Origin of the sequence: Taibaiella chishuiensis (genome assembly GCF_003014535.1) — a bacterium.
GTDB lineage: Bacteria > Bacteroidota > Bacteroidia > Chitinophagales > Chitinophagaceae > Taibaiella > Taibaiella chishuiensis.
In genome coordinates, this window is sequence record NZ_PYGD01000001.1 from 273,535 (window position 1) to 289,495 (window position 15,961).

Annotated in this window: 18 protein-coding genes and 1 other RNA gene; 7 read left to right on the forward strand and 12 right to left on the reverse strand. The window is 51.5% G+C overall.

The genetic code is table 11. The features are described from left to right. Positions 1-47: 47 nt before the first annotated feature. Entirely contained in the window at positions 48-434 is a 387-nt protein-coding gene (locus B0I18_RS01125; protein ID WP_106520811.1) for a DUF1398 family protein, read from the reverse strand. Position 435: 1 nt separating this feature from the next. Continuing rightward, complete coding sequence (locus B0I18_RS25260) at positions 436-876, reverse strand: (4Fe-4S)-binding protein (RefSeq protein ID WP_106520812.1); 441 nt, start codon at positions 874-876, stop codon at positions 436-438. Positions 877-1,101: 225 nt separating this feature from the next. Here B0I18_RS25260 and ssrA point away from each other — a divergent pair. Continuing rightward, positions 1,102-1,477: a transfer-messenger RNA gene (gene ssrA / locus B0I18_RS01135) on the forward strand. A gap of 79 nt (positions 1,478-1,556) precedes the next feature. On the opposite strand, the gene B0I18_RS24890 is transcribed toward ssrA, so the two are convergent. Further along, positions 1,557-1,817 carry a hypothetical protein gene (locus tag B0I18_RS24890; protein ID WP_146146624.1) on the reverse strand — a complete coding sequence of 87 codons (261 nt, stop codon included), beginning with the start codon at positions 1,815-1,817 and terminating at the stop codon, positions 1,557-1,559. Between the two features lie 283 nt (positions 1,818-2,100). Here B0I18_RS24890 and B0I18_RS01145 point away from each other — a divergent pair, with 283 nt between their 5' ends. The 3 genes from B0I18_RS01145 to B0I18_RS01155 all read left to right on the forward strand — a co-directional run bounded on the left by B0I18_RS01145 (position 2,101) and on the right by B0I18_RS01155 (position 4,997). Further along, the gene (locus B0I18_RS01145) at positions 2,101-2,589 is read left to right on the forward strand and encodes a DUF4822 domain-containing protein (protein WP_106520814.1); all 489 of its coding nucleotides are present in this window, start codon (positions 2,101-2,103) and stop codon (positions 2,587-2,589) included. Between the two features lie 119 nt (positions 2,590-2,708). Next, positions 2,709-3,560 carry an AraC family transcriptional regulator gene (locus B0I18_RS01150; protein ID WP_106520815.1) on the forward strand — a complete coding sequence of 284 codons (852 nt, stop codon included), beginning with the start codon at positions 2,709-2,711 and terminating at the stop codon, positions 3,558-3,560. Between the two features lie 78 nt (positions 3,561-3,638). Further along, positions 3,639-4,997: an amidohydrolase gene (locus tag B0I18_RS01155; RefSeq protein WP_106520816.1), complete on the forward strand. Its 1,359-nt coding sequence runs from the start codon at positions 3,639-3,641 to the stop codon at positions 4,995-4,997. 75 nt (positions 4,998-5,072) lie between these two features. On the opposite strand, the gene B0I18_RS01160 is transcribed toward B0I18_RS01155, so the two are convergent. Next, the gene (locus tag B0I18_RS01160) at positions 5,073-5,375 is read right to left on the reverse strand and encodes a winged helix-turn-helix transcriptional regulator (RefSeq protein WP_106522013.1); all 303 of its coding nucleotides are present in this window, start codon (positions 5,373-5,375) and stop codon (positions 5,073-5,075) included. Between the two features lie 166 nt (positions 5,376-5,541). Between B0I18_RS01160 and B0I18_RS01165 the strand changes: the two genes are divergently transcribed. Continuing rightward, positions 5,542-6,462 (forward strand): ClpXP adapter SpxH family protein, encoded by a 921-nt coding sequence (locus tag B0I18_RS01165; protein WP_106520817.1) that lies wholly within the window; start codon positions 5,542-5,544, stop codon positions 6,460-6,462. 151 nt (positions 6,463-6,613) lie between these two features. On the opposite strand, the gene B0I18_RS01170 is transcribed toward B0I18_RS01165, so the two are convergent. From B0I18_RS01170 to B0I18_RS25015, 4 genes are all read right to left on the reverse strand, one after another. Then, positions 6,614-7,495 carry a T9SS type A sorting domain-containing protein gene (locus B0I18_RS01170; protein ID WP_181358287.1) on the reverse strand — a complete coding sequence of 294 codons (882 nt, stop codon included), beginning with the start codon at positions 7,493-7,495 and terminating at the stop codon, positions 6,614-6,616. Positions 7,496-7,693: 198 nt separating this feature from the next. Then, positions 7,694-9,301, reverse strand: a complete 1,608-nt coding sequence (locus B0I18_RS01175) for an ABC-F family ATP-binding cassette domain-containing protein (protein WP_106520819.1) — start codon at positions 9,299-9,301, stop codon at positions 7,694-7,696. A gap of 177 nt (positions 9,302-9,478) precedes the next feature. Further along, positions 9,479-10,186 (reverse strand): dioxygenase family protein, encoded by a 708-nt coding sequence (locus tag B0I18_RS01180; protein WP_106520820.1) that lies wholly within the window; start codon positions 10,184-10,186, stop codon positions 9,479-9,481. 62 nt (positions 10,187-10,248) lie between these two features. Further along, entirely contained in the window at positions 10,249-10,386 is a 138-nt protein-coding gene (locus tag B0I18_RS25015) for a hypothetical protein (protein ID WP_181358288.1), read from the reverse strand. A gap of 118 nt (positions 10,387-10,504) precedes the next feature. On the opposite strand from B0I18_RS25015, the gene B0I18_RS01190 reads away from it, so the two are divergent. Then, positions 10,505-11,545 carry a bifunctional transcriptional activator/DNA repair enzyme AdaA gene (locus B0I18_RS01190; RefSeq protein ID WP_106520822.1) on the forward strand — a complete coding sequence of 347 codons (1,041 nt, stop codon included), beginning with the start codon at positions 10,505-10,507 and terminating at the stop codon, positions 11,543-11,545. Positions 11,546-11,598: 53 nt separating this feature from the next. Here the strand turns inward: B0I18_RS01190 and B0I18_RS01195 are convergent, their stop codons facing one another. The 4 genes from B0I18_RS01195 to B0I18_RS01210 all read right to left on the reverse strand — a co-directional run bounded on the left by B0I18_RS01195 (position 11,599) and on the right by B0I18_RS01210 (position 14,981). Further along, positions 11,599-12,351 carry an SDR family oxidoreductase gene (locus tag B0I18_RS01195; protein WP_106520823.1) on the reverse strand — a complete coding sequence of 251 codons (753 nt, stop codon included), beginning with the start codon at positions 12,349-12,351 and terminating at the stop codon, positions 11,599-11,601. A gap of 27 nt (positions 12,352-12,378) precedes the next feature. Next, positions 12,379-13,119 carry an SDR family oxidoreductase gene (locus tag B0I18_RS01200; RefSeq protein ID WP_106520824.1) on the reverse strand — a complete coding sequence of 247 codons (741 nt, stop codon included), beginning with the start codon at positions 13,117-13,119 and terminating at the stop codon, positions 12,379-12,381. Positions 13,120-13,202: 83 nt separating this feature from the next. Continuing rightward, on the reverse strand, positions 13,203-14,135 hold the full coding sequence (locus tag B0I18_RS01205; protein ID WP_106520825.1) for an AraC family transcriptional regulator: 933 nt from the start codon (positions 14,133-14,135) through the stop codon (positions 13,203-13,205). Positions 14,136-14,198: 63 nt separating this feature from the next. Then, a complete protein-coding gene (locus B0I18_RS01210; RefSeq protein WP_106520826.1) occupies positions 14,199-14,981 on the reverse strand; it encodes a DUF3592 domain-containing protein in 783 nt (260 codons plus the stop codon). Positions 14,982-15,561: 580 nt separating this feature from the next. Between B0I18_RS01210 and B0I18_RS01215 the strand changes: the two genes are divergently transcribed. Next, the gene (locus tag B0I18_RS01215) at positions 15,562-15,954 is read left to right on the forward strand and encodes a response regulator (protein WP_106520827.1); all 393 of its coding nucleotides are present in this window, start codon (positions 15,562-15,564) and stop codon (positions 15,952-15,954) included. The last annotated feature ends 7 nt before the right edge of the window (positions 15,955-15,961 follow it).

Genomic DNA, 15,961 nt, shown 5'->3' on the forward strand with positions numbered 1-15,961 from the left:
GCCAGGGAGGTAATGGCCGGCAGTGTAAGCGCTGCCGGCATTTTTTACTACAATGCGGCAGGAATGGCCTCTTCGTACATGCCCCCGATGCCGATATAAGTAACCCGTTTGTGATTGCCTGCCAGGGTAGCCTCGTACAGGTGCACGCCGGCATCGGCAATGGCCTGCATAAACCCCGGGTAATCGATCTTACCGGCCTGGCTGTCGCGTACAGCCTGTATGGTGGCCGCCTCGTCGAAAGCCGGGGCAACGGTCCTGCCCGCATGTGCATCGTGGTGCAGCACATGCGCGCCATCGGGAAAACGGTAGAGAATAATACCGCTGGCCGTATCTACAGTATAAGAACTGATGCCCAGCTCAAGCAGGCGGGCAGCCAGTTCGGGATAACTTTTAGCCGCGCCATAGGCGGCCTGGAGCGCTTCCTGGATATTCATATCAATCGGTAAATTTTGTAGGTATATGACTGCCGTCGCAATACGGTTTGTTTTGCGACTGCCCGCAACGGCAAAAGGCCGTTACTTTACTTTTACGCGTTTCGTCTCCGTTACGGTCTTTCACGGTTATATTGCCATAAACCAATAGTGGTCCGTTGGGCATGATCTCGATTTTCGTTTCCTGCTCCACCAATTCTTCTTCCTGCTCCAGTTCATGATCGTAGAAAAAGCTGAGCGCGCCGCTGGGACAGCGTTGCACCTGTTCGACAATATGCGCCGTATCCGATCCGGCCACTTTGATCCAGGGTTTCTCCTTCGGGTTAAACACCGCAGGCAGGCCCGTAGCGGCTTTCCAGCAAATGGTAGAGTGTATGCAGGTACCTGGTTTCCAGACTACGGTAACCTCACCGTTACTGTAATGTTTTACAATTTCCTTTTCCATAGTCCAAGTATTTTAATCCTATAAAATTAAATGATTTCCCGGTTGTTTCCGCATCGCAGCAGTGCGGACCAAACCCGCTACAACACAAGCGTTTACGAAAGCGGGCAAGGCCCCTGCCTGCCGCGAAAGCGGCCTCAATACTATGCAAAATATTCCGTACCTTTGCATTAAGGTTCTTTGAAAAAACACTTTTTCATTTTACCCTGCAACGTTTGTTGCCAATATGGGGTCGCCCGGTTTTGACAGCATCATGGAGGGGAAGGTGTAAGCATGCAGCGCGTTGTGTAATTAGCGCTTTAATCTGAATACTCAAACTTCAAATGGCAATACTCAGTATGCCATGGCTGCCTAATCAGCGATTAGCGTAGTCATTAGGGCCGCCCGGGCAGGTTGATCTGTTACCAAGCCCCGCCGCCGACTCAAAAATAAATACAGGTTGCTACTGCAGAAGGCTGTGCCTGCAGTTTAAGATCATCCAGCTAAGCTTTGATTTGGTTTGTCCGCTCCCTGATCATTGCCGACAAGTAATAACGGAATAAGCATGTAGAAAGCTTTTTCAACCGGTGTTTGGACGGGGGTTCGATTCCCCCCGGCTCCACAAAAACTACAAAACCCGCTCTGAGAGCGGGTTTTGTAGTTTTAAAAAGATCGAGGACTATCAACTTCTGGCGCAGTACAGCTTATCGGGCTCTTTTTGCCCGTGCCCAACTGAAGCCACCGGTATTGTTTATCCAATAGTATTCGTAATACCTGTACTGAAAGGCCTGTGCCCGCCTTAAATAAAAGAGCTCCGTAATTAAGCCGTCAAGTTCATCGACTATTTGATTCAATTCCTGGTTCCGTTTTTTCTTTTCCTGCCCCAGTGTTTCAACATCCACGCTGCTTTCATCTGTGATAAGCTGTCGCAACGACAGGATATAAAAATCCTTCTGCCTGGCCATGTCGTAGGTTTTCGTGTATTCCTGTTTATCCTTTGGCAACAGGTAGACTGCATATGCTGCATAGCCTAAAATTATACACCACAACGGCAATAAATACGGACCTGGCAGCAATATAAGAACAGACAGGACACTGCATAGCACGGTTCCACTACTGTTTCTCCTCACTATAGCCGTTGTAAACACTTATTATCCCTTAATGATAAATCCTCCAAACAACGGGATAAATCCTGCAACAACCCGGGCGGCGGCTTCAATACTTTTGAAGCATAAAATATTATTCTGTATGAAAATGAAACATGTGAAAGCTATTACAGCGGGCCTTATGATCGCCCTGGGCAGTATCCTGGTCAGCTCCTGCAGCAAAGACGATCCGCAACCGGCGCCGGAAAGACAATTGTCGCCGGCAGAAACCCTGGCCAGCACGGCCTGGGAAACGACCAATGCCAAAAATAACCAGGGCAGCAACGTGCCGCTCTCCGATGCCAACGTCGCCAACTTCGTAGGTTTCGCCTATTTTAAAACCAATGGCACGTTTACGATGTACAACCTCGACAATTCGCCCAAAATGCGCGGCGACTGGTCGGTACCGCCCGATGGCAAAACACGGACGATCGTTGCTAAAAACGCCGCAGGAGAAACCTTGTTTACCCGCGTGGTGGAAATTACCGTACTGACCAAAACTGAATTTACCTACCGCATCTACCCGGACAACAGCAACAAATCGGTATACTACGACATTGTCCATACGCCTACGCAGCATCCAGAGCCATAAAGCACGATACCGGTATCACATCTTATCCTCTTATCGTACAAAGCCAGAACAAATCGTCCCTGGCTTTTTCGCGTTTTTTTTATATTTTTCAGGAGCATTGAGCGCTACCCAATATGAGCATGCAGGACAAAGACGGCCACTATCCTATGCTGGGCATCCAGGAGTTCCGTAAAGGACAGCTGGCCGGGCGGGATGAACTTTTATTCAACGAATTGCATGGCGAGCGGCATATCGACAAACCACATAAACATGATTTCTTTATCATCATGCTGTTCGACCGGGGCAAAGGCATACACCATATCGACTTTACGGCACACCCGGTAGGCGACCGGCAGGTGCACCTGTTGTTCCCGGGCCAGGTACACCGCTGGAACATCGAATCGGTAACGACCGGTTACCAGCTGATGATCGGCCGCAGCCTGTTCGAGCGCTTCTCGCCCTATTTCCGTTTTGCCACCACCAATTACCAGCATCATCCCGTGGTACCACTCAGTGATGCGGCTTTTACCCTGCTGCATTACGAATTCGACGCTATTAAAAAAGAGCTGGAAACCGGCGATTCACTTTACGAACTGCTGGACGCGCGCACGGCCGTGATCGCCGCGCTGGTGAGCAAAGAAGCAGAAAAGGTATTCCCCGACTTTAAGGTATACCAGTCGGAGCCCCGGCTGGTGCGTTTCCTGCAACTGATCGACCTTTCCTTCCGCGAAGAAAAACTGGTTTCCTTTTATGCCCGCCAGCTGCACATTTCGGCCAATTACCTCAATATCCTTTGCCGTAAAAAACTGCATGTGCCGGCCACACAGCTGATCCAGCAAAGGGTCGTTCTCGAAGCCAAACGCCTGCTGCAGGCTACCGGGCAGTCGGTAAAGGAAATAGCCTTCGAGCTGGGTTTTGTCGATCATGCCTATTTTTCCAATTTCTTCAAAGCGCAAACGGGCATTACACCCACTGCTTTCCGGCTACAGTAATAAATACTTCAAGACATCGTATAAATCCTGCACCTGGCCCCGCGCCGGCCTGGGTAATTTTGCACCAAACGACGTACTATGAATAGCAACGAGATATCGCGGAAAGATTTTATCAGGACTTCGGCACTGGGCGCAGCCGGTATGGCTATAGGCGCCTCCCTGTTTTCGGGTGCAGCCGGCGCTGCAGGCATGCCGCAATCCGAGACTGCGAACAAGGGTAAAGCCAGGGCAGGCAACGCTTATACCTTAAAGAATGTACGGCTGGAAACGGGTTTCGAGTATGAAGACGGCGAAGTGGTGCATACCCAAACAGCGTTGTTCTGTGTCAGCATCGCAGATGGAAAGATTAAAGCCATTACACCCAATCAACCCGGCGCCGACGCCGTGGATGCACAGGGCTGGCTGATGCTGCCTGCCTTCCGCGATATGCATATCCACCTCGATAAGACCTTTTACGGTCTGCCCTGGAAGGCCAATTCGGCAAAACGTAAAACAGTAAAGGACATGATCGCTTTTGAACAACAGATCATACGCGAACTGCTGAAGACCTCGATACCCCGTACCGGCCAGCTGATCGAACTGCTGCAATCCTACGGCACCCATTATGCCCGGGCCCACGTTAATATCGATCCCACTTCGGGCTTTAAATCGCTGGAACACCTGCAACAGGCGCTGGAACAGAAGAAGGATTCCTTTCATGCAGAACTGGTTGCCTTTCCGCAACATGGCATTTACTATACCAAAACCGAACCGCTGATGAAAGAGGCGGCCAAAATGGATATCGACTTTATCGGTGGTCTGGACCCCTACAGCATCGACGGCAATATCGAAAAACATATGGACCTGGTGGTACAACTGGCGCTGGATCATAACAAGGGTATAGATATACACCTGCATGAATCCGGACCTTCGGGTATCAGGACCATCGAATACCTTGTGGACAAAGTAAACGAGAGCCCGGTACTGAAAGGCAAATCGTTCGTGAGCCATAGCTTTGCCCTGGCTCATATGGAGCCCAAACAACTGGAGGCGCTTGCTGCAAGGCTGGCCGATGCAAGAATCGGTATTGCCACTACGGTACCCTTCAACGGTACGGTAATGCCGATACCTACGCTCTATAAACATGGCGTGGATGTACTGGCCGGCAACGACTGTATTATAGACTGGTGGAGCACTTTCGGCAGCGGCAGCATCTTGGAGAAGGCGAAACTCGCGGCGCAACTCTATGGATACCGTACCGAATTCGACCTTTCCCGTATCCTGAAACTGGCGACTCACAATATATTGCCGCTTAACGACCACGGCGAACAACAATGGCCCAAAGCCGGCGATGCAGCCAACCTGGTACTTGTTGCGGCCAGCTGTTCGGCCGAGGCCGTGGCACGCGTAGCACCCGTACGGAGCCTGGTGCACGAGGGCAATATCGTTTTCTCTTAATGCCCTTGAATTTATGGCAAGCAAAAGCGCCTGTATGAAAAACATACAGGCGCTTTTACTTTATAACCTATCGCTTCAGGACAGCTGATCCAGTTGTTGCATAACGGGTACCAGCGCCGCTCCTTTTCCGGTAAGATAATACGCGATATGCAGGGGCTTTTGGCGCAGCACTACTTTTTCGAGCAGGCCCGAGGCTTCGAGTTCGTTGAGGGCTACCGACAACGATTGTTTGTTGCTACCCTTAAGCTGGCGCAACAGGCCGCTGAACCGCACCGGGGCATCGGCCGCCAGGCGGAAAATCTCGGGTTTCCATTTGCCCGATAACATTTTTAAAAGCCCCTGAGCAGGGCAGGGCATATCTTGATCGGTAGCGGTCATATTTTCCTGACTTATTGCGGATATTATTTCCTTGTTGAATCTTTGTGCAAAAATAGCCATTATGATGTTACCAGGAAACCGGCAGGCCACCCGCATATTGCGCACGCTACTTGTTGCATGCCTGCTCGTGCCCGCTCCTGGCCTAAAGGCGCAAAACAAGCAAACTATGGAGCAAGCAACGAACCCGCTTTTATGCGATCCGGCAAAAGGCGTTTGTGAGATTCCCGGCACGGATACCGTGGCCCGGCAGCAGGGCATTACCGGTAACAAGCCGGTAGAGATCGTTTACTTTACCGACCCCATCTGTTCTTCCTGTTGGGGTATAGAACCCCAGCTCCGGAAAATGAAACTGGAATACGGCGCCGATATCCGGGTAAGTTACCATATGGGCGGACTGCTGCCCGACTGGAGTTATAACAGCGGCGGTATCAGCAAGCCCTCGGATGTAGCCCATCACTGGGACGAAGTAAGCCGCTATTACGATATGCCTATCGATGGCGACGTATGGCTCGAAGACCCTTTACCCTCTTCTTATCCGCCTTCTATTGCATTTAAAGCCGCGCAATTGCAAGACGAGTATAAAGCCATTGCCTTTTTAAGAAGAATCAGGGAAATGGTGTTTCTCGAAAAGAAAAACATTACGAAATGGGAACACCTGGCACAGGCTGCCCTGCAGACGGGCCTGGATACCGACCGGCTTAAAGCGGACTATGCACGGGAAGCGGAAACCCTGTTCAAAGCCGACCTCGACCTGGCGCGAAAGTCGGGCGTAAGGGGCTTCCCCACCTTACAGATCAATGGTCAAGCGGGCAAACAGGAAATCCTCTATGGGTTCCGGCCTTACGAAGCCTTCGAAGCCGCCCTGGCCAAGGTACATCCCGGTATTACGAAGACACCCTATGTAACAAGCCGCGAAAGCCTCTTTACCCATTACCCCACACTGACCACGAAAGAGTATGCCGTGCTGAGCAACCAAACCACCGAACAAAGTGAAACCCAGCTGGAGCAAGCCTTCCGGCAAGGTATACTCGATAAGGTAACAACCAAGAACGGTCCGATGTGGCAGCGTAAAGACGCGCGGCAATAAAGCAACCCAATCCCTACCCAGTCCCTCACCCCATCTACAGAAAACAAAATCAAGGCATAAGCCTTACCTGTAAAAGCGCCGCAAGCCTCTACTATAAAGACTTGCGGCGCTTGAGCTTACTTCATATGCCTGCCGATACCCGGCCACTGCATTATTGCAGGGTAAGCTTGCGCACCGCTGTACTTTCTGCCGTACGGACCGTTAAGATATAAAGCCCTTTACGCTCTCCGGACAAGTCGAGCACATATTGCGTGGCATCGCCGTTAAGGCCTACCTGGCGTACAATACGGCCGGTTATATCCGTCAGCACAGCCTGCCCTGTCTTCGCCCTGTCCATAGCAATGGTAACCCGGCCTGTGCTGGGATTGGGCGCTACACTAAAAGAAGCCGGCACATCCATAACACCCTGCTGGTCGTTGCGGCCCGGACGGGAACAATAGCCTACCGATACATTGCCGCAGGCATAAAACCCGGTCCAGCTCTCGGAATTATGTACCTGTACCAGGATTTCGTTGGAACCGATAACCAGGTGACTGGGATCCAAATTAATGACGATGTTTTGCGCAAGCGGGTTGAAATCGTTGGCAGTAGCAGGACTCAGCGGATAGCTATGCCCGTTTATACTAAACCCGGTTACATTATTGTCGCCACCCAGGTAGGAAAAGGTAACTTTTGCCCAGGGAAAACAATGGTAGTTCAGCGTAAATGCGGTCCTGTAGTTGTAGGTACCCGCCTGGGTATTGCTCGACGGACCGGTACCGTCGAGATAAGGCGTGATCCAACGACCACAACCATTAACGGCCCAGGAGCTAAGGTTGGTGCATACCGAAGGCGTTTGGAAACCGAGCGGCCGGTCGGGCTTGCCCACCTGCCAGGTATCGTCGGGCGATCCGTAAGCGATAAGGCTGGTACTGCCATTGACCACGCCGGTGGAGAGGTCATGGACAATGATACCGGTTTGGGCATTACCGGTCGCGGGTGTAAGTGCAGCCAGGCCCAACAGGGCTACTGCTGCAATTTTCAGTGTTTTCATACGGTTAATCGGAGTTTGTGTGGTCCCTACTCTATTAGGCGCTTTTCGGGTTTCGCGCAGCATAAAGTTAGGAAAAAGCGTAATTTGTTTTTTAAGCAACAGGCAATAACAAAGCACCGCGAACATACCTGTACCACGACAAAAAACCGGGAGCCTTGGTGATAAAGGCTCCCGGATACCTGATAAAAAATATCCTGTTTATTGCGGCGGGTTAGTTCCCTGCAACGTCATCGTTTCCGAAACACCGATCTCATTTAGAAAAACCGCATCATGCGATACCACGATCACGGTCCCTTTATAGTCCCTGATCGCTTCGGTAAGGATCTCGGTATTCTGGATATCGAGGTTATTCGTCGGTTCATCGAGGATGATCATATCCGGTGCGCGGTTGCCCAAAGTCAGGCAGCAAAGGATCAGGCGCATCTTTTCACCACCGCTCAGCGTGGCACAGGACTTATCCCAGTAGTCGCGGGTAAACAGGAAATTGGCCAGCCGGCTTTTTACTTCATGTTCCTGCCATTGCCCGGTATTGAACCCTTGAGCCTGTTCATAAACATTAAGGCTATTGTCGATCAGCGAATAGTCCTGGTCGAGGTATATGGCGCTGGCTTCGGCCCTTTCCAAATGGCCTGCCGATGGCTGCAGTTCGCCCAACAATAAACGGATAAGCGTGGTTTTACCGGCCCCGTTACCGCCCTTTATGGCCATTCGTTGCCCGCTGGTCAGGGTAAAGCTAAGCGGCTGGGGCCATAGCAGCTTATCGCCATAGCCATAATTGACCGCCCTGGCTAGTACCAGTATTTTACCGTTGTGCAAGCCAGAGTCGTCAAAGCCCATCCGCATCTTATCGCGGTCGGGCATGGTTTTGCGGATCTCGCCCAGTTCGCGGGCTATGGTCTCGGTTTTCTCGGCATGCACGTCCTTTATTTTTGCCGTACTTTTTTCGGCGCTGTTGCGCAGGGTATTCATGGAAATTGTGGGCAAGCCCGCTTTCTCCTGTTTCTTTTTACCCCTGGCATCCAGCTTCTGCTGCCGCTCTATAGCTTCGCGTTCTACCTCGCGGGCTTTACGCAGTGCCTTCTCTTTATTTTTCAGATCATCCTGCAGGGCCTGGGCTTCAATAGCCTTCTGTGCTTTGTAGAAATCGTAGTTGCCGCCGTACACGGTAATACCTTTACCGCTGAGTTCGTAAACGGTATCCAGCAGGTTGAGCAAGGTACGGTCATGGCTTACCACAATGAGTGTTGCCGATGCCGTTCGCACATAGTCGTACAATTGCGCGCGGCTGTCCGCATCGAGGTGGTTGCTGGGTTCGTCGAGCAATACTACTTTAGGCCGGTGTATGGCAATACCGGCCAGGAATACGCGGGTCTTCTGCCCGCCGCTTAGGGAGCCCATTCCCCGTGCCAGGTCTATATCGCCAAGGCCCCAGTGGGCCAGGGCTTCGCGGCTTCGCTCTTCGATGCCCCAATCGTCGTCGAGCAGGGTCATATTGGCTTCGGTAACCTCGCCGGCCAGTATTTCCTGCAGGGCCTTCAGCTTTCCCGAGATCTGCAGGGCTTCGGCAAGGGTATAATCGTTGAACTGCCCGAAAAGCTGCGGGATATAATAAGGCGTATCGCCGGTTACTACGGCGCCGCTTAGTGGCTGCAATACACCAGCCAGTATTTTTAGTAAGGTTGATTTGCCGGCTCCGTTATTGCCGATCAGTGCGATCTTTTCCTGCCTGTTGATGGTAAGATTCAGGTTATCGAACAGCACATCCTTATTGGGATGCGCATAGGTCATGTTTTGTAGCGTCAACATTTTTACTTCCTTTAAAATAGAACAATACGCACAGGCCTTTCGGCGCTGTACCATTTCGTCTTATCGTAAGCAAGTGTTGTCTACATGATCCTTTTTCCTGTTGCGTTGAAGACTGCAAAGATAAACAATATTTATCAAAGGCCCGGAATGCCCTGCCAGGTATTGATCCATACCTGTTTATCGGGGGTAATGAGGAATGTTCTTTCCCAGGATAATGGTATGCTGCGCCACAGGCAGGCCCTTACCCGGCGACACGTTCAGGATACCGCTGCCACCGCGGTTTTCGCGGGGCCGTTGCCGTATAGCCGCAGCCAGCAGGGGATCGTCGTCGAATACGAGTTCGTCGATATAATATTCCTTACCGAGGCCAGGTTCTTTAATAGCGATATGAATATGTTCCGGTTCCGACTGGTCGGGATAAGCGCGGGGCCTGATGGTATACAAGGCATAGCGGCCGGCGCTGTCCGTTTTTAACCATCCCCTGATATGCCCGTGTCTTCCGGCGCGGCGATCCATACCGGGGGTAACGGCGTAGCGGCCGTTATCGTCGGTATGCCAGTAGTAAATGATCACATCCGGGGCGGGGGTATGCCCGTCTTTCTGCACAACAAGCCCTGTCAGCAATAGCTTACGCCCGGGTTCCCGCCAACCGGCGCTGGTATCGGTTGCCCGTATAACGGCGGGCATACCGGCATACATCAGTTCGCAGCCATCGCAGTAGCCCCCCACCGGGGTATCTGCTGCCTGAGGTGCTACAGGGAGACCCGGGGCCGCAGCGGCTTCTCTTCGGGTGTTACAGGCCGCAACAATTACCAGGCCCGCCAACAGCAGCAGGTACAGGCGCCGGTGCGCCGGGAGCAGGAAACAGGTTAATCCGTTTGACATCGCTATACAGGTTAAGCAGTAAAAGAAACGGTTTCGTTATTGTCCTATAAAGCTACCGGTAGTTACCGGGCCGTTGCCGCCGCAGGCTCTTTCCCCATCACCATCTTTACGATATACACAGCCGCACAGGCCGATACGGCCACAGCAAGCAGGATTGCGATGATCATCACGATATTTTTGAGCCGCGAAGGTTTGTCCATATTCCGGGTATTTTGTTGATCGAAAGTACGATAAGGTGCGTAAAAAAATACTTGTCCGGTTTCCGGTTGTACGGCTTGCCGGCATCCGGTAATTTTGACCTGCAAAACACCGATGATTATGGAACTCAGTACAGACCGCATGTACCAGGCGATCCTGGAAAAGGATACCGCCTTCGAGGGTTTGTTTTTTACGGCAGTAAAGACTACCGGTATTTTCTGCCGCCCCTCCTGTACCGCACGCAAACCAAAAAAAGAGCATGTCGAATTCTTCAGCTCTTCCAAAGAAGCGATTACCCGGGGTTACCGGCCCTGCAAAGTATGCCGCCCCCTGGAGCTGCTGCACGAAACACCTGAAGCCATCAAAGCTATACTGAAGGAATTAAGCGATGATCCATCGTGCAAATTCCGGGACGAGGACCTGGAGCAAAGCGGGATAACGCCCAGCGCCATACGCCGCTGGTTCCTGAAACAGCATGGCATTACCTTCCAGGCCTACCAGCGTATGTTCCGCATCAACAGCGCCTTTAAAAAGATAAATGAGGGCGAAGGCGTTGCCCCTGCGGCTTTTGGCGCGGGCTACGAATCGCTGAGCGGCTTTAGCGATTCTTTTAAAAGCATATTCGGCGTATCGCCTGGCAGATCGGGCAAGCACCGGGTTATCGACCTGAAACGCATAGAGACGCCGCTGGGTACGATGATTGCCTGCGGTGTAAAAGAGGGTATATGCCTGCTCGAATTCAGCGACCGTAAAATGCTGGAAACTGAGCTGAAAGCCATTTCCAAGGCGCTTAGCGCAACCATCGTACAAGGCGACAATCCGCACTTTACCCTACTGGAACAACAACTCCGCGAATACTTTGAAGGCAGGCGGCAATCGTTTACCGTACCCTTGCTCAGCCCCGGATCCACGTTTCAAAACCTGGTCTGGCAAGGCTTGCAGCATATTCCCTATGGTGCTACACGCAGTTATAAAGAACAGGCCCTGTACCTGGAGCGACCGGAGGCCATAAGGGCCGTGGCGAATGCCAACGGTATGAACCGCATTTCGATACTGGTGCCCTGTCACCGGGTAATCGGCGCTGACGGCAGCCTTACCGGTTATGGCGGCGGTATCTGGCGCAAACAATGGCTGTTGGAGCACGAACAGCAGCATCGTTAATAAACATAAGGTCCGGCCTGTACCGGGGCCGGACCTTACGAAGCGATCAAATGTTAGTTGGTGGCGCCGCCATTGACCAGCAGATGCTGACCGTTTACAAAAGAGGAGAGGTCACTGGCAAAAAACTCTGCAATATTAGCCACGTCTTCCACTTCGGCCAGCCGGCCCATCGGGCAACTGTCCAGCAGTTGTTTCCTTAATTCAGGGTAGCTACCGGGCTCTACAAAAATACCGGAATGGTCTACGGCAAATGGAATGATCGAATTGACCGTTACCCCGCGGTGGCCAATCTCTTTGGCCAATACATCCACCATATAACGCGGCGTGGTCTTACTACCGCCATATACGGCCATGCCCGGCACGGGGTAAGCCGTGGTACTTGATGCGATATAGATAATACGCCCATTATCCGTGATATGCCTTGCTGCCTGCTGCATGGTAAAATAAGCGCCCTTGGTATTGATGGCAAATAAACGGTCGAACTGCTCTTCTGTAAAATCGGTCACAGCCGTTTCTACCAGTTCGATACCCGCATTCGCCACAACGATATCCAGTTTACCGAAGGTATCCAATGCGGTTGCAAATAGTTTTTCGATTTCACTTACCCGGCTTATATCCGCCTGTACGGCGATGGCCTGCACCCCCATGGCGCGTACATTGCTCAGCACCTCGTCGGCAGCCTGCTTATCGCGGGAGTAGTTGAGCACGATATCGGCGCCCAGCGCGGCATAACGCTCTGCTATAGCTTTGCCCAGGCCCCTGCCGGAACCCGTAACCAGGGCCACTTTATTTTTTAAGCTGTTCATGATCTGTTGTTTTTATTGTTTAAAATTTTAGGCCATAGCGCCGTTTACACCGATATTCTGACCGGATACCCATTTGGCATCATCGCCCGCCAGGAAGGTAATGACCCGGGCTATATCTTCGGGCTCGCCGATGCGGTTAAAAGCGGAAAGGCCTGCCAGCCGGGCGATGAGCTCATCCGGTTTACCATCGGTAAACAATTCCGTATTGGTAGGCCCCGGTGAAACGCAGTTTACATTAATACCCCTGCTGCCCACTTCTTTGGCAAACACGCGTGTCATTTGCTCTACAGCGCCTTTGGTGGCTACATAGGTACCATAAGCAGGCATCATCATACGGGTGGTGGAAGAGGAGAAGTTAATCACACTACCTTTGTCGGCCAGTCGGGTAGCGGCTTCGCGCATGGTATTGAAGGTGCCGCGCACATTGATATCGAACTGCCGGCTAAACTCCTCGTCGGTGGTATCTTTGAGCGTTTTGGTGATCATAATGCCGGCATTATTGACCAGCACGTCGATACGGCCATAACGTGTTATGGCTTCGGTAAACAAACGGCTTACCTCTTCTGAGCGGCTTACATCGGCCTGTATCGCAAAAGCCTCGCCGCCCCCGGCTTGTATGGCCGCCACGGTAGCCGCCGCTGCGCTTGCATTGCCGGCATAGTTAACAATAACGGTGGCGCCGGCACGGGCCAGCTCCTGTGCAATGGCCGCACCTATGCCCCGGGAGGCCCCGGTAACCAGGATTACTTTTTCTTTCAGCGTTTTCATTTTGCGTTGTTTTTTTGACAACACAAAGATGGAACGATTACCGGCCTTAAAATTGCAGGCCTTCTACGAACTGTTGCAAATTCCTAAGATTGGTCGCGCAGGTGCATTTTGCGGTAGGCGAGTGGTGTATCGCCCGTATGTTTTTTAAAATAATTGCTGAAATGGGCGGTTTCCGAAAAGCCCAGCAGGTAAGCGATTTCTTTAACGGAGGTGGTATCGTGCTGTAAGAGCGCGCGGGCTTCGGCAATAGTCTTTTCTGCGATCCAGGTGCCGATGGCCTTACCCGTCTTGGCCTTAATGACGGTGCTGAGGTAATTGGGATGCAGGTGCTGTAAGGCGGCGTAGTCCTGCACCCGGAATACCCGTTCTTCCTTACCGGCTACCAGGCTGCGGTAATGCCGTTCCAGGGCGCTTTTGAAGTTGCGTACGATCTGCGAGCTGCGGTTACCTTCGTATATGGGATTGTAATCCTGCCATACATACTCTTTGATCTTCAGCAACAGGACCACGAACAGGTTGCCAATAATGCGGTCTTTGTACAACGAGTGTCCGAGCTGTTCCCTGCAGATCTGCCTGTAGATATATTCCATCTCTGCAAATTGCTCCGGGCGCAGGTTACAGGGCGCAACCACCTCGGTAAGCAGGAAGGAAAACTCCTTGTAGATATCGGGATGCACCTGCTCTACGAGATACGATTCCCGGAAGGTGATGAGACATACATCCTCCAGCTGTTCCCAGGTAAAGGTGCGGTAGTTACCGGGATTGGTAAAATAAACCATACCGGGTTTGATGGGAAAGGTATGATCGTCGATCGTGTATTGCCCCTGCCCGTTTTTGATGAACAGGAAACTGAAATAATCGGGACGAAAGGCTTCCGAACGGAAAGGAAGTTCGGTAAAGGTATCCTGGAGATAATGCACCGTAAAACCCGAACCCGGGTGTACAGGATCGACGGGCAGGCCCATACTGGCATACAGGTCGTGCAGGTTGCGGGTAATGGCGCCTTTCTGTTGCATAAACAGCCGGGATATTTACTGCAATTTACATTTATCCGGCGGTTATTACGCGCGGCGTAGGGCTTACCATATCCTTTTCCCTTTTTCGAACAGCATACGGATATAACCGATAAAGGCGAGGAATAACACGATGGAGAAGAAGATACAAATAGCCAGGGCCCACATCGGCATATCGGGTTTCTTACCCATAAAATACAAAACGATCGCGTAGCTCATGCCCCCGAGCAGGAACAGCATACCAACGGGGAATACGATATACATAAGCAGCCCCATGCCAAACATACCGATCCGGGCCATAGGCCGGCCCATAGCGTAACTGATGCCGGCTACGAGGAAGTAGCCGATCAGGAGCAGGCCCATAGCTGCGCCCCCCAGCAGGATGTATTTACCACCAGACAACTCTTCGGCCGCCGCCATACCCGGTTCGTACAATACGGTTATGGTAGATCCGATCTCCGGGGCGCCCGTAGATGCGATATCTGTCTTTAACTGCTGCTCCCGGCCCCTGGCATCGGTAAATACAACGACAGGCTGGTACATGGTGACATAACGCCCGCGGCTGTCCTTATCCTGGAAGGCATGATGATCTACAACTTTGGCCTCGTAACGCGGTAGCTTAAGCGCATGGTATACAAAGCCGCCCAGCATACCCGACAACATAGTGGCAAAACTGAGCAGGCAAAACACGATCAGCGCGATATAGCCCACACCCAGGCAACCGGGCTTGCGGCGGGTATCGCCCCGTTTCAGCACTTTTACAGCGACCAATACCGACAATACCATCATGGCAATTGCAGCCCAACCGTAACTTGTAATCTGTAACAACACCATTGCTGTATACTTCATCTTTTTTGACCGTTAAGATTTTTCCATTGACTCAAATATGCATTATTTATGCCATACCGGGAAAATATTTCCCTTCCCCGGCAGGACAAAAAAGAAAGGCCACATGCCGCGGCCTTCCAAAATAGTGTCTCTTACTCAAAAGAAAAAGATAAAGATCGCGATGCATCCCTACCTGCAGGGCAGGAACCGCGATTACCCGGCCTTCGATGGGCTAACGATAATTTTTTAAACGGGCATCTCTGCAAGGCCGGACCCGGGTGTAAAATGCAGCGGAACCAGCGCCCCAAAAGCTGTTGCTGCACTCAACCATAAGTACCCGTTTATAAATACTACGGCATAATACATTCATACCGCATGCCGGCGCCGCCGGCTGAAACCGCAGGTGGGGGCTTTATTAAATAAATGTAATGCAACGATTTATTAGCTGAAACATGCCGTAAATAAAAGATTTTTTGTTTCTTTTGTTCATAAAACAAACAGCCATACAACATAAAAAATGCCATACTATCTTGATTAAAATCATTTAATTTCACAACAATCACAGATATTTTTTTGTACTGTATAGCAGCATCATATATACATGGAAGGACACATTCTTGTAGCGGAAGATCACGAAGTCGTCAGTTGGGCCTATAAACTACTTTTTCAGCTTCACTTTCCCAAACTGGTATGCACCGTAACGGAGAGTTGGAAGGATACGGAAAAGGAGCTTTACCGTACCGACCGGGCTTATGAGATGGTGTTGCTGGACCTGCAGCTTTCCGATATCAATGTGGTTCCGAAGGTGGAACAACTACTAACCGACCTGCCCCAATTAAAGATCCTGGTGGCCTCCACCAGCCCCGAGAAGCTCTGGGGATCGGGTTTGCTCAAGCTGGGCGTAAAAGGTTACTTCGACAAATCGGCGCCTACCGAAGAACTGGTGCATGCCATTAAAACAGTGCTGGAAGGCTCGGTCTATAAATCAAAATAAAGTTGCG

Coding starts and splice junctions, on each gene's coding strand:
- B0I18_RS01125 (WP_106520811.1), bottom strand. CDS start 434: ATGAATATCCAGGAAGCGCTCCAGGCCGCCTATGGCGCGGCTAAAAGT.
- B0I18_RS25260 (WP_106520812.1), bottom strand. CDS start 876: ATGGAAAAGGAAATTGTAAAACATTACAGTAACGGTGAGGTTACCGTA.
- B0I18_RS24890 (WP_146146624.1), bottom strand. CDS start 1,817: ATGGCCAGGCAGAAGGATTTTTATATCCTGTCGTTGCGACAGCTTATC.
- B0I18_RS01145 (WP_106520814.1), top strand. CDS start 2,101: ATGAAAATGAAACATGTGAAAGCTATTACAGCGGGCCTTATGATCGCC.
- B0I18_RS01150 (WP_106520815.1), top strand. CDS start 2,709: ATGCAGGACAAAGACGGCCACTATCCTATGCTGGGCATCCAGGAGTTC.
- B0I18_RS01155 (WP_106520816.1), top strand. CDS start 3,639: ATGAATAGCAACGAGATATCGCGGAAAGATTTTATCAGGACTTCGGCA.
- B0I18_RS01160 (WP_106522013.1), bottom strand. CDS start 5,375: ATGACCGCTACCGATCAAGATATGCCCTGCCCTGCTCAGGGGCTTTTA.
- B0I18_RS01165 (WP_106520817.1), top strand. CDS start 5,542: ATGGAGCAAGCAACGAACCCGCTTTTATGCGATCCGGCAAAAGGCGTT.
- B0I18_RS01170 (WP_181358287.1), bottom strand. CDS start 7,495: ATGAAAACACTGAAAATTGCAGCAGTAGCCCTGTTGGGCCTGGCTGCA.
- B0I18_RS01175 (WP_106520819.1), bottom strand. CDS start 9,301: ATGTTGACGCTACAAAACATGACCTATGCGCATCCCAATAAGGATGTG.
- B0I18_RS01180 (WP_106520820.1), bottom strand. CDS start 10,186: ATGTCAAACGGATTAACCTGTTTCCTGCTCCCGGCGCACCGGCGCCTG.
- B0I18_RS25015 (WP_181358288.1), bottom strand. CDS start 10,386: ATGGACAAACCTTCGCGGCTCAAAAATATCGTGATGATCATCGCAATC.
- B0I18_RS01190 (WP_106520822.1), top strand. CDS start 10,505: ATGGAACTCAGTACAGACCGCATGTACCAGGCGATCCTGGAAAAGGAT.
- B0I18_RS01195 (WP_106520823.1), bottom strand. CDS start 12,351: ATGAACAGCTTAAAAAATAAAGTGGCCCTGGTTACGGGTTCCGGCAGG.
- B0I18_RS01200 (WP_106520824.1), bottom strand. CDS start 13,119: ATGAAAACGCTGAAAGAAAAAGTAATCCTGGTTACCGGGGCCTCCCGG.
- B0I18_RS01205 (WP_106520825.1), bottom strand. CDS start 14,135: ATGCAACAGAAAGGCGCCATTACCCGCAACCTGCACGACCTGTATGCC.
- B0I18_RS01210 (WP_106520826.1), bottom strand. CDS start 14,981: ATGAAGTATACAGCAATGGTGTTGTTACAGATTACAAGTTACGGTTGG.
- B0I18_RS01215 (WP_106520827.1), top strand. CDS start 15,562: ATGGAAGGACACATTCTTGTAGCGGAAGATCACGAAGTCGTCAGTTGG.